Source organism: Epilithonimonas mollis (assembly GCF_900142325.1).
Lineage (GTDB): Bacteria > Bacteroidota > Bacteroidia > Flavobacteriales > Weeksellaceae > Epilithonimonas > Epilithonimonas mollis.
The window spans coordinates 688,067-701,382 of the sequence record NZ_FRAM01000001.1 but is presented as its reverse complement, the minus strand read 5'-3'; the positions used below and the strand labels follow the sequence as shown (position 1 = coordinate 701,382).

The 13,316-nt window shown below is 39.9% G+C and carries 8 protein-coding genes; 5 read left to right on the top strand and 3 right to left on the bottom strand.

The features are described from left to right. Window positions 1-214: 214 nt before the first annotated feature. Together BUA97_RS03130 and BUA97_RS03125 are read left to right on the top strand one after the other, a co-directional pair. On the top strand, window positions 215-952 hold the full coding sequence (locus BUA97_RS03130; protein ID WP_072996390.1) for a hypothetical protein: 738 nt from the start codon (window positions 215-217) through the stop codon (window positions 950-952). A gap of 4 nt (window positions 953-956) precedes the next feature. Next, on the top strand, window positions 957-2,606 hold the full coding sequence (locus tag BUA97_RS03125; RefSeq protein WP_072996389.1) for a T9SS type A sorting domain-containing protein: 1,650 nt from the start codon (window positions 957-959) through the stop codon (window positions 2,604-2,606). A gap of 39 nt (window positions 2,607-2,645) precedes the next feature. Here BUA97_RS03125 and BUA97_RS03120 read toward each other — a convergent pair whose 3' ends face one another. Then, window positions 2,646-5,462, bottom strand: a complete 2,817-nt coding sequence (locus BUA97_RS03120; protein WP_072996388.1) for a TonB-dependent receptor — start codon at window positions 5,460-5,462, stop codon at window positions 2,646-2,648. A 220-nt stretch (window positions 5,463-5,682) separates the two neighbouring features. On the opposite strand from BUA97_RS03120, the gene BUA97_RS03115 reads away from it, so the two are divergent. Both BUA97_RS03115 and BUA97_RS03110 read left to right on the top strand, forming a co-directional pair. Continuing rightward, window positions 5,683-7,041, top strand: a complete 1,359-nt coding sequence (locus BUA97_RS03115; protein WP_072996387.1) for a hemolysin family protein — start codon at window positions 5,683-5,685, stop codon at window positions 7,039-7,041. A 1-nt stretch (window position 7,042) separates the two neighbouring features. Next, window positions 7,043-7,345, top strand: coding sequence for an ATP-dependent Clp protease adaptor ClpS (locus BUA97_RS03110; RefSeq protein WP_072997193.1), 303 nt, complete (start codon window positions 7,043-7,045; stop codon window positions 7,343-7,345). 29 nt (window positions 7,346-7,374) lie between these two features. Here the strand turns inward: BUA97_RS03110 and BUA97_RS03105 are convergent, their stop codons facing one another. Further along, a complete protein-coding gene (locus BUA97_RS03105) occupies window positions 7,375-8,658 on the bottom strand; it encodes a Y-family DNA polymerase (protein ID WP_072996386.1) in 1,284 nt (427 codons plus the stop codon). Window positions 8,659-8,877: 219 nt separating this feature from the next. Between BUA97_RS03105 and BUA97_RS03100 the strand changes: the two genes are divergently transcribed. After that, a complete protein-coding gene (locus BUA97_RS03100; RefSeq protein ID WP_072996385.1) occupies window positions 8,878-10,719 on the top strand; it encodes a T9SS type A sorting domain-containing protein in 1,842 nt (613 codons plus the stop codon). 314 nt (window positions 10,720-11,033) lie between these two features. Here the strand turns inward: BUA97_RS03100 and BUA97_RS03095 are convergent, their stop codons facing one another. Next, window positions 11,034-13,268 (bottom strand): M20/M25/M40 family metallo-hydrolase, encoded by a 2,235-nt coding sequence (locus BUA97_RS03095; protein ID WP_072996384.1) that lies wholly within the window; start codon window positions 13,266-13,268, stop codon window positions 11,034-11,036. Window positions 13,269-13,316: the final 48 nt, after the last annotated feature.

Below are 13,316 nucleotides of genomic sequence, written 5' to 3'. Positions count from 1 at the left end.
TTAAGACAGAGGCTTCCGGATGCGGGAGCCTTTTTATTTATTAAAAACAAAGAAATATTTTGACCTCTTATTCTATGGTTATCTGCCGGAAACATTCTGATAGTATGGAGTTTATAGTCGTTAATATGATTGGTATTTTGATTAATAATGTATTATGGAGCCTGTTGTTTTAATCGTACTTTAGAAGGAATAATAACAAATTAATTTTTTAACTATGAAAAAAACAATTATCCTAATGGGGATCCTATGCGGATTAACCATCAACGCACAAAGCTGGTCTTTGACAGGGAACACCGGGACAACAGCAGGCACTAATTTTATCGGGACGACTGATAATAAGGATTTAGTTTTTAAGACTAATGGGACTGAAAAAATGCAGATTTCGGTTAATGGGGATATAGATTTTACGGGCTCAGCCTCATCAAATTATCCATACTTGTTTCCTTATCCATCAAAATATAAATTTTATGGACCAACAACATTTAGTCTGTATGAAAATCAAAATGATTTTGTTATTTACAGTAATCCAGCAGATGCTACCATGTTTAGAGTTGATGGTGAAAATATGAATATTTATTTACAAGAAGATTATGGTAAAGTGATTATTGGTTCAAAAACTTTGGGAAACTGTACCTCTTGTACAGGATATAACTTACTGGTAAAAGGAGGTATCAAAACAGAGAAAATAAAAGTAGAGATAGCAGCTGAGAATGGCTGGGCAGATTATGTTTTCAATAAGGATTATAAGCTGATGTCTCTGAAAGATGTTGAAAGCTATATCAATACGAACGGGCATCTGCCGGAAGTGCCCTCTACCGAAGAGGCCATCAAAAACGGGATAGAGTTGAAAGCAATGAACATCCTTCTTCTGAAAAAAGTAGAGGAGCTGACATTGCATCTCATCGGGCAAAATAAGAGGATAGAAGAGCTGGAAGCGAAACAGAAAAAATAAAAGTATGAAAAAGCTATTGTATACTTTTACATTTTTTTGGGTTTTTGCTTTATGCAGTGCTCAAGATAATCCGTTATCTTTTATTTGTGCTAATCAGTTAATAGACAAACTGGACATTAAGTCGTCAAATATATTAGATCCGGAAAAATTGGAATTAAATACTACCACCTGTGGTAATACTTCTCAATATTATAGTAATAATGATTATACATACAATCATTACAATCTATATTTACCAAAATCATCCGACAATATAATTTATTTAAAACTCAATTTCATTTTTCTTACTAAGCCTGATGGTACGGGAAATTTTGAGGAAAATAATTCTGAACATGTTGGATTTATTGATGAGGTAATAGGTAGGGTTAATCAGACATTACTTAATCTGGATGGTTCGCCAACATCAGGTTGTGAAGGCTATGGACAGACCCATCTGACTAATACTAAAATTCAATTTGTCATCAATAAGATTTGGAAAGTTGATCCGGCTTGGGATTACCTGCAAACAGGTTACGAGCCGATTTGCCCGAAGCAGCCTTGTTACAATTTCAGTTCAACAATTAATCCTGGTTCATCCGTTTATTATTATTCATATTATGACAATGATCCAACTATTCCACAGGGTATTAATGTGATTTTTGCCAATAATGGAAATGTTTATAATGAAATGGTCAATAATCACAATTACAGTATGTCTGGAGTGCAAGGCTGGGCTGCCTCACAGAATGCGTCAAAGTCAGATTTTTCACAAAAACTTAGACAGATGTTTCCAGATGTCTATGTTACATATCTTTGGATGAAAAACGTTGTTGCAGATCCAAATATTCCTAATCCAACACCTTGGGAAACAGTTCGAGGCTGGCACGTTACAAATTTACGAAAAGGTATTTTGCATGAAGCTGGTCATAATTTCAATCTCGACCATGAGGAAGATTGTTTCACAAACATTATGAAATCAGAAGGAACAGCTCCAGGTAATTTTCTAAGTAATCTTCAAATTTCTAAACTTTATCTCGCTGCGTCCACTAAAAGTACGCGAGAATATTTTACAGAAGAATCTTTTAAGAATAGCAACATTGATGTCACCAATAATGAAACCTGGGATCTTAATTTCCGGTTATATTCTAATGTGAAGATTGATAATAACGCCAGCCTGAAGGCTACTTGTAAAATAATCATGGCACCGCAAAGCAGGTTTATTGTGAAAGATGGCAGTAATTTTGTCATTGAGGGCGCAGAGATCACTTCTGCAAATAATTCTACCTGGAACGGAATAAAAGTGGAGGGTAAGGGTTATCTTTTAATCAATCCTAATACGCTGATCGACACCAATCATTTCTATGCCTATGCGGATAATACGCCGCTAACGGGCGCAAGATCTGCAGATTCTGACGATAAAACCGCTAAAACCGCCACTGACAATGCTGTGGTGGAGAAAGATTACAGAATATATCCCAATCCGACGGGAGATTTTATCAATATTGAAACCACAGGTAAAATTTCTAAGGTCGAAATATATAATCTGCTGAACAAAGCCTTCTCTTCGAAGTATAAGGACAATCGGGTAGATGTCAGAAACCTGCCGCCGGGTAATTATATTCTCAAGATCTATGGCAGCTCGGGAGAAAGAACAATACATTTTATCAAAAAATAATTTTTATAAACCACCGAAACCCCGGTGGTTTTCTTTTTATCAGAATACACCTCTTCTCAGGTTATTAATCAGTGCACCAAGATTCAGGACCAGGGTATAGCGGATCCTGTAGCCATAGTTTTTGAACGACGGCTCGAATCCCAGTGTGGACGCTACCGGAAAGTAAACCTCCAGAAAGTCGGGAATAACTTTGACCTTGATGCCGGAATCCCAGATGAACTGTTCTGCCCTGTGTTTATTTTTATAAATACCTGCATCTGCATAGACGTTGAACCATTTCCAGACATGGGAATCTACATTCACGCTCGTGATGAACTGGTTGACCGATGTGTTGAAAAACGATTTGAAACCGCCTTCCGCCAATATAAACTGTTGCGACAGAATCCCTGAAGTTGCACTCTGACCCAGCAATCCATAAGAAAAAGAGTAGTTGGAAACCCGCGAGATCCCATAATTGAAAAGTGTGTTTTTAGTTTCATTCTTCACGAAATAACCGGCAAACCAGCGGAAGCTTATTTTTTTATCTTTTGCATATTCCCAACGGTAGAAGGCTTCTGCAGAAATTTTCTGGAAATCTTCCATCCACTGGAAATTGGTTCCGATGTATTTTTCATGAATCAGCTGATTATCTGAGTAGGAATAGCCTACATTCCAAAGGTTGTATTTGGAATATTGCTGGTTGAGAATCATCTGGGGCGTGAGGTCGCGTTCATAATAATTGTAGGAAAAATAAAGGCTTCTGCCAATGGCACTTCTAGGGTTTTTCTGGAAGTTGAAAGAGGTGGAGGCACCAAATCTCTTATAAGCAAGGTCATTGTCATAATGAAAATATGAGCCTGATACCCCGAAATTCCAGCTTCTGAAAAAGCTGTTCGGCGGCAGGATGGAATAGCCTAATGCACCGGAACCTGTCAGTTTGCCAGTCCCTGTACTGTAATAGGGTGTAAATGAGTAATCAAATTTCTGATCAAAAATCCCCTGGTTCTTAAAATTAAGCCCAAGCAGGATCTTGTCATAAGCATTGAAAGTAAGTCTCGGGGTCAGGAAAATCTCATTGTACTCAGGATTCTGGATATCCTTTATCAGCTTCAGGCGGATCTTTTTTGCATTGGAGAACAACCCTTTTGTATAGATATAATTGTCCCTGTAATTGGTTTCCGGGAAGATATAGTCGTCATTCAGGACGATTTTATCGGTGTTGTCATTTGGAACAGACAAAGAGTCTTTTGGTTTTTCGGTTCCGGCCTTCCAAAAGATTGCTCTATGGCCGTCTTTGGTTTCGGTTTCTATTTTCAGCGGTACATTTTCAGCATCTTTATTTCTGATATTGACAATATAATTCTCTTTGGCTTCATTGATATTTTTCAGATTGAAGTTGATCCGGTGCTTTTCATCTATCATTTTGGAGAAAAAAGCAGACCTGCCTGTTGTGAAGGTTTCCAGCTTTTTCAGGAAATCCCGGCCTGTCGTTTTGTTCTGATAATTGGAGGACAGATACTCTTTAATAAAATTATCAAAAGAACCCGATCCCTGATACTCCGAAATATAATTCAGCAAACTGCCGGTCTCAAACTGGCTGATAGCCGTCGTATTGAAGTTGCTCAGCTTATAAAAAGGCGTGTTGATTTTCTGATCCAGATTCTGTGTATAGATGTAGTGGTAGGCCAGACCATAGCGTTCTGCAAGCTTCAGTTTCGAGGCGTGAAAGACTTTCAGAGGTTTGATTCCCATGATGTTGACATTATCAGGAAGGTTGCCGATGAGCCTGTGATCCGGATAGAAATTTTTCAGATATTGAATCTCCAGATATGCTTTCAGCCCGTTTTTCAGCCAATGGTCTTTTGTCTTGTCAGAGACGAAACTTTCATCGATCACCTTTTTGGAAATCACGCTGATATAATCCAGATCCGTTTTTTCATAATCGGTGAACATCTGGTATTTGAATTTCCAGAACCTGATGTCATCAATGCCGATAAATTCTTCTTTGTTAAGGAATTTTTTGGTTATGAAAAGCTTTTCCGGCAGATTTCCTGTTTTCGCTTTGATGAATTTGAGATGATTTGTCATAACCGAGCCTAATATCTGGCGCTGATATTCCGTGACCTGATAGCCAAGCTGGATATTGATATTTTGCCCGTCAACAGGCATATTGAATTCCGGGTAGATTTCTCCCGATAACTGAAACTCCGGATCATTGATGGATATTCCTTCAAATTCTGTGTCTGATTTTTGGAACAAATTTGAATAAGCTTTCCAGTTTTCCGGTATCTGAAAATCCACTTTCCAAAAAGAGCCGGCGTTGGCAGTCTCTTCTGTATCACGATAAGAAACATTACTTTGGATTTCATCTTCATAAGTTTCCGGTACGAGGAAAAAATATTTCAGAAGAATGTGATTGGCATCAATACCATACCCTGTGAACCTCGCATCCGGCATCCGGATCTGATATTTCAGCTCAAGTGTGATGCTTTTTCCCGGCTCTAAAGGCTTTGATAACGGAATGAAAATGTTCTCCTGATTCTTATTCAGGATTTCGGAAAAGGTATTTCCGGAAGCATATTGAAGGCTTTCCAGTTTTCCAAGCTGATTTTCTGTGGCAAAGTAAAGGTCTTTCTTGCGGTCTTCAATTTTTCTTTTCAACAAAGGTGTCTTTCTTTTCTGATAAGCCGAAACCCAGTTCAGGAGTTTGATCTGATTAATTGATTTCTGATGCGGATTATGATAAATCAGAGTCTGTTCTACTGAGATGCTTTTCCTGTCATCATTCAGTTGTACTTTCAGTAAAATGCTGTCTTGCTGAGCCTTTGCGCAGAAAAAAAAAGAAAATAGGAACAGACCCAAAAAAAATCGCTTCATCAAAATTAATCAGTATCTAAAACTACTAATTTTTTCTGATGAATAATTAAATAGAGTTGTTAAAGTTGTCTATCATTTTTAGTTAATTATAATTATCAGCCTGAAAATGCTAAAATTCAATCAATCAGTAACTTGATTAGATACAATCCGGATGTGAATTCTATTGATGTAAAAAAAAATATATATCTTTGTGCGGATTGTACATATATAACAACATTAAATGGACCCCGATAGTTTAATCAAACTTCTCATTGCATTATTTTTAGTTCTTCTGAATGGCTTTTTTGTAGCCGCCGAATTCTCAATAGTTAAAGTACGTTATTCCCAGATCCAGCTGAAAGCGGCCGAAGGAAACACAATGGCCAAGCAGGCCGAAAACATCATCAAAAATCTGGATGCCTATCTCTCGGCTACACAGCTGGGGATTACACTCGCTTCGCTTGCCCTTGGTTGGGTAGGGGAAAGTGCGCTGCATCATATCATAGAATCACTTTTCAGCTCACTCAATATTCAACTGGCAGAAGCTACGGTTACTACTATTTCTGTAGTTTGTAGCTTTTTGCTGATCACGGTGATGCATATTGTATTCGGTGAATTGGTTCCAAAATCAATCGCCATCAGGAAATCCGAATCTACAACGCTTTTCATCGCTTATCCGTTGCATTTGTTTTATAATATATTCCGACCGTTTATCTGGCTGATGAATTCCTTGTCTAACGGATTTTTAAGAATCATCAAAATCCATCCGGCTTCGGAACATGATATCCACTCTACCGAGGAACTTCAGCTGTTGGTAAAACAATCCGCGGACAGTGGTGAGATTGAGGAAGAGAATTATGAGATCATCAAAAACGCATTTGATTTTACGGATCATAATGCCAAGCAAATTATGATCACAAGGCAGAATATCTCTTCTATCGACATCGAGGACGATAAGGAAGAGATCATTTCTCAGATCATGGACAGTGGTTATTCCCGCATTCCTGTTTATGAAGGTTCTATTGACAACATCATCGGGATTTTCTATACCAAGGAGATTATTAGAGAATATATCAGAAGCAAAGGAGAGCTGACTCACGAAGCGCTGAGAGGGCTGATGAGAGAAGCCTTTTTCGTTGTCGGAAGTAAAAAGATCTCCGATCTGCTGAAGGTTTTCCAATTCAAGAAGCAGCATATGGCCATTGTCATTGATGAATTTGGCGGGACAGAAGGAATTATCACGCTGGAAGATATTCTGGAAGAACTCGTGGGAGAGATCCAGGATGAGGAAGACGAGGAGGACAAAATCGTAGATAAGGTTGGGGAAAATACTTATTGGGTAAAAGCAACCCAGCCACTGGAAGAGATCAATGAAAGCCTTCCTAAAGAACTTCCGGTTTCTGAAGAAGGCGGATACAACACCCTTGCGGGTTTTATTCTGAATAAACTGCAGGATATCCCGGAAGAAAATCAGGAGTTCGAATGCGACGGTTATCATTTTAAGATTCTGAAAATGCAGAACAAGAGTGTGGAATTGGTCGAACTGATCTACGAAAAACCTTTGCTTGAAGATATCACGGATGAAATTACAGAAAGTTAAAATGAAAATTTTCAATCATAAATCTTATGACCAGCCAAAACGCCAGTATGATGAGGAAGTTTTGGTCATGGAACAGGAGGATGAAGTTTATAAGCTGGTTCTTCATAATGATGATGTCAACACGTTTGATTTTGTGATCATGTGTCTGATAGAGATATGCGGACATACTTTGGAACAAGCCGAACAATGTACCATTCTCGTTCATTATAAAGGAAAATGCACGGTCAAAACCGGTGCTTTGGAAAAGCTGAAACCAATGCACGAAGCATTGCTGGATAAAGGTTTGAGTTCCGAGATACAATAAAAACTATCAATCAAGATAGTTTTTTATTTTTAATGAAATCTGTAATTGGCTTCCGGCAGGATATTATTTTTCAGAAATTCTTCATATTCCGGTGAGAGTGCGGCACGTCCGTAAGTATTTTGCCCGGACATTCCGCCCAGACGGATCTTGTCTTTTCCGTATTTCGAATTGAGTTTGTCAATAGCCTTCATGATGGGAATATGCTTGGCGTCAACATCTTTTTCGAAAAGATTAATAAGCCTCTCGGTATCCGGTACAAAATCCGAAACCATCACGCCCGCTTTTTTATAATGGAATCCTTCCTTATATATTGCCTCAAAAATAGAGTGTGCATATTTTGCGAGAACTATTGATGAACTGCTAGGATTAGGAAGAATGATGGAAAATCCATCCTTGTATTCGCCGAGTTCCTTTCGGAAACGGTTGGTCTGGACAAAAACGCTGATGACTCTGCAGCAGGAGTTTTGCTTCCGCAGTTTTTCTGCGCAATAGATGGCAAAGGTCTCAACACGTTCCGCCAGTTCTTTTTTATCGGTGATCATTTTCATAAAGCTTCTGCTCACCATGATAGATTTTTTATCGGAAGGCAGACCTAGCTCCAGTTGCGGGATACCTTTCAGTTCATTAATCATCCTCACGCCATGGATGCCCATTACCTTTCTCACCCACATCTCCGGTTTTTGAAACAGATCCCAGGCTTTGAAAACACCGTTGTCTCTCATCTTTGCAGATAACTTTCTGCCGATTCCCCACACATCGCCGATATCAAGATTCCTGAGTGCTTCTTCAATCTTTTCCTTAGTATCCATGATGTAAACACCATCGGGATATTTTGCGGTTTCTTTTTTTACAATATGATTCGCAATTTTACAGAGTGTTTTTGTTGGTGCGACACCAATGCTTACCGGGAGCCCTTTCAGTTTATTTTTGATTTTATCTCTGATATTCCGGCAATATGTATTCAAATCAAAATACCTGAAGCCATGAAAATCAAGAAATAATTCATCAATGCTGTAAACCTCATAAGCATTATCCGGAACAAAGCTTTTTGCGATTTTCATCACTTTCTGGCTGTAAAAGTTATAAAGCTCAAACTTGGCAGAGAAAACTTTCACCCCGTGTTCGGCAAAAAGGTCTTTATATTTGAAAGCAGGTGCACCCATCGGGATTCCAAGTGCTTTGGCTTCATTACTTCTGGAAACTACACAGCCGTCATTGTTAGACAGTACAACCACAGGCTTGCTTTCCAGCGTAGAATCTAATGTTCTTTCGCAGGAAACGAAAAAGTTATTGCAGTCGAGTAAAGCGTACATGTTGTTTGTTTTAATAAAAAAGTGATGAAGAGCAGACACCAAAGTTAAAAAGAAATCATAAGCCGGATTCCTTTATTTTTCCACAATTTCGAAGTATTATCAATAAAAAATTGAAATGTTTATAATTTTGATTTTATTTTATATTATTTGTTTTGTTGTTTTTATGATTGTATTTCAAGCTAAAATCATTACTTTGCACAATAATTTTAATTAATAATTATGAATTTAAAAATCAACTTTTTAGTGGCAGGTTTTGCGCTTACCTTCTCTACGATGTACGCACAAACATCACTGGAATCCAAAGCAAGAAGCTGGATGGCCAGTAATTCAAATAAAATCGGTACCAATGTAAAAGATCATTTTGATCTGCGGTCTTCCAGACAGAGCCTTGCGGGAGAAACATTGAGATTTCAGCAGACTGTTAACGGTGTGCCGGTCTATGAAGGTGATATTGCGATCCATTTTAACAAAAAAGGCGAAATCACTTATGCGACAGAAATCCCTGTTTCCAAAAAGCTGAAATCTATAGATACGACCCCGTCTTATACCAAGGAAAACGCCTTTACGAAAGCGATGGCTGCAGCTGAGATCAAGGGAGAGATTACCCATCAGGAAAATGACTTATATGTTTTTGTGACAGATCAGGGAGAAACCAAATTGGTCCATAGGATTATCATCAACTCGTATGAAACGCCGGGAGACTGGGAAATTATGGTGGACGCACATTCAGGAGAAGTCATCAGGGTTCTGGATGTGGCCAACTATCATCACAAAGATAAGCCCAAGAAAAAGACAAAACAAAAGCCTGCCGAGATAAGAGCGACCGGAACGGCTTATATTTTTGATCCGGATCCGCTATCCAGAGCTCATGTCAGCTATGGCGGAAACTATGTGGACAACAATGATGCTACCAATGCCAGTCTGGATGCTGCAAGAAGCCTGGTGGCTCTGCCGGATATCACCTTTGCCAACGGATTATACAGCCTGAAAAGCAAATATGTGCAGGTAGCCGATTTCGAATCACCGTCCACGGGGCTCTTTACACAGGCATCGCCGGATTTTCTTTTTAACAGAAACGAGCAGGGTTTTGAGGCTGTCAATGCATTTTATCATCTGGACAGAAGCATGGCTTATATCAATGAAACATTGGGAATCAATTGTAAATCCACTCTGAATAACGGTATACTGCTCTTCGATCCGCATGGTCTGAGTGGCGATGATAATTCCCACTTCATCCCGAGCTCTCAGAGACTTGCTTTTGGAGAAGGCTGTGTGGATGATGCCGAAGATGCTGATGTGGTTTTACATGAGTTTGGCCATGCGATCCATTATTGGATCACGGGTCTCAAATCTTCTTCAGCACAGGGATTGGGCGAAGGATCGGGAGACTACTGGGCCATGTCATACAGCAGAAGCCTGAACCAATGGGCATCTAATGAGCCTCAATATAACTGGATGTTCAGCTGGGATGGTCATAATGCATGTTGGGACGGCCGTGTAACCAACTATGCACCGAAATATCCTACAAGTAACATCAACAGCTCTTCTGCCATACATGCCAACGGACAGATCTGGGCAACATCCCTGATGAGGATCTATAACAGAATAGGCAAAGAGAAAACTGACCGTATTTTTCTGGAAGGGCTTGCCATGACCAACTCCTCTGCAACACAGCAGACCGCTGCAGTGGCAGTGAGACAGGCGGCTATCGATATGCTGGGAACTTTCGGGTTTACTTGTGATGACGTCAACATCGTTACTGAAGAGCTGACAACCTCCGGCTACACACTCCCTTCTTATCAATGCGTTAACATGGCTGTGGCAGATATTTCCAACCCCCAAATGTCTATTTATCCAAATCCTGTGACAGAAAGCCTAACGGTATCCATGGATTTCAAGAAAACAGAAACGGTCGAGATCTATAGTCTGGAAGGGCGAAAGGTTTCCGAAACCAATATCGGTTCAAATAACAATGTTATTAATGTTTCCGGTTTGGCGAAAGGGGTTTATCTATTAAAGATAAAAGGAACTGAAACCGCTCAGAAATTCATCAAGAATTAACCGGTTATCATTTCCTAAAAGAGAAAGCAGCGGCAATAATGACCGCTGCTTTTATTTGTTGTCTGGATAAAAGTTTTTACCAGGCATTTTAAAAACCTCTGTATCTTTCGATTAAAACGTACGCACGTTTTGACCAAAAGATGCGGAGGTTTTGATCAAAAGATGCGTACGTTTTCAGGAACTCGCCGAGATGCCCTGTTCATCGGCCTTGCAGAGGTCTGTTTTTTTACTTCCGGGAACGGTAAAAATAGCCTTTTCTAGATGGGATTCATAAAAAAAACCGATTATAAATTACAATCGGTTTTTATTAATTTTTAGAACTTCACCAGGAAGATCTTTTCTTCGCCATGGCGTTTTACGGTTACAGGATGTTCTTCTCCGGAATTCACTTTGGAAAGACAGTCCATATAAGAATAGACTTCCTTCACTTCGCACTTTCCGATTTTTGTCAGCACATCCCCGGACTCTATGCCTGCATTGGCGGCAGGTCTGTTGTCCATCACACCATCGATCACCATGCCGTCTTTCGTGTCTGCATAGCTTGGCATGATGCCAAGTGTTACCTTGTACTTAGGAATTGCTTTCGCAGTGGTGGTCTTTGTCTTTGTAAAAGGAATTGCCTTTTCATTCCCTAAGGCATTCGACAGGTTGAAAACATAATTGGTAATGATTTTTTCGCCCGGATAATTGATCTTATCTGCATCATCACTCGGCTTATGGTAATCATTATGTGTCCCCGTGAAGAGGAACAGAACCGGGATATCCTTCAGGTAGAAAGACGTGTGATCACTTGGTCCAACACCAGATTCGTCCAGAGCCAGGTTGATACCTGCCGGTTTATATTTTTTTACCAGATCTGTTAAAATAGGAGAGGTGCCCACACCGCCTACTGTCAGGTCTTTGTCCTTGTTCAGTCTTCCCACCATGTCCATATTGATCATGAATACGGTATTCGGATATCTGGCTTTAATGGTTTCTGCTAATTTTTTGGATCCCATCAGTCCGTCCTCCTCTCCGGAGAATAATGCGAAAATATAGTTCACATTTTCCTTTGTCTTATTCTGAGAGAACATCCTTGCCAATTCCAACACGGCGGCTGTTCCGGATGCATTATCGTCGGCACCGTTATGGATTTGACCGTCGGAATTGGCGAGCGTGGAATTATGATGCTCATTAAGGCCGAGATGATCATAATGCGCACCGATGATGATGGTTTTTGCCGCTTTATTGTCAAGGACGGCAACAACGTTTTTGGCTTTGATCTTTACAGAGGACTTATCGTCATGCGGATTCATTTTAACATCATATTCAAAATTCTGAATGAAATCTTTCCCTTCATAAGGCTTCAATCCCAGTTTTTTGAATTCGGCCGAAAGATAATTCGCTGCTTTCGTCTCCCCTTCAGAACCGGACAATCTTCCCTGCAAGTCATCAGAAGCTAAATAATAGATATGCTTTTTAATATGATCCTCATTCACCAATTCGGTAGGATCGCTGTCCACCCAATCTGCTATGAAGACGTTGGTTTCGTGCTGTTTTTCACCTTGCCTGTTGCTTGCGAAAACCAGTTTTTTCCCGTCAGGAGAAAACATGGCAAACGCATTGAACTCACTTTCATAAGTAATCTGCTGTAGGTTTTTCCCATCCAGATCGATCATATACAGCTGGAAGTCATAACCTCTGGTAGAATGGTGATTGGATGAAAAAATAATTTTCTTGTCTGATGGATGGAAATAGGGTGCCCAATTGGCTTTCCCTAGCTTAGTGATCTGCCTGAGATCTGTTCCGTCGATATTGATTGTGTAGATCTCCATATTAGTAGGAGCAACAAGATCCTGTGCAAGCAATTCCTTATACTCCCTGATCTCCTCGTCGGTTTTCGGACGGGAAGAGCGGAAGACCAGTTTTTTGCTGTCATGGGAAAAGAATGCGCCACCATCATAGCCTAAGCCGTGGGTTAACTGCTTAAGGTTTTTTCCATCAATATCCATGATCCAGATCTCCAGATCCCCGCTTCTTGTGGAGGTGAAGGCAATCTTTTTTCCGTCCGGAGACACGACGGCTTCTGCATCATAACCTTTGGAATCGGTCAGCTGCTTTGTGATATTTCCGTTGAGATCAGCTTCATAGATCTCAAAATCAGAATATATCGGCCAGAGGTATTTTCCGTCTTTCCTTGGTGCAGGTTTTGGCGGGCAGTCCGGATTGGCTTTATGAGTAGATGCGTAGATGATATGCTTTCCGTCCGGCATGAAGAAAGAACAGGTTGTTCTTCCTTTGCCTGTGGAGACTAGCTTTAGATTGGATTCTGCAGGTTTCTGGGTGAGGTCATACAGGTAGATCTGGTCACACTGCACTCCCATAGCCGGATTGGTTACCTGCATCGTGAGCATTTTGCTGTTTGGGGAGAAATAAGCTTCCGCGTTATCGCCGCCAAACGTCAGTTTGGTAATATTCTTCAGGTTTTTTTCCTGAGAAAAGTATAATGCGGAAACGGCAAGTAAAGAGAGTACGAATAGTTTTTTGAAATGGTTTTTTGATAAAAACATGTGTCTAATTTTTATTGAGAACAAATCTAATGTTTTTTGGTCTATTGT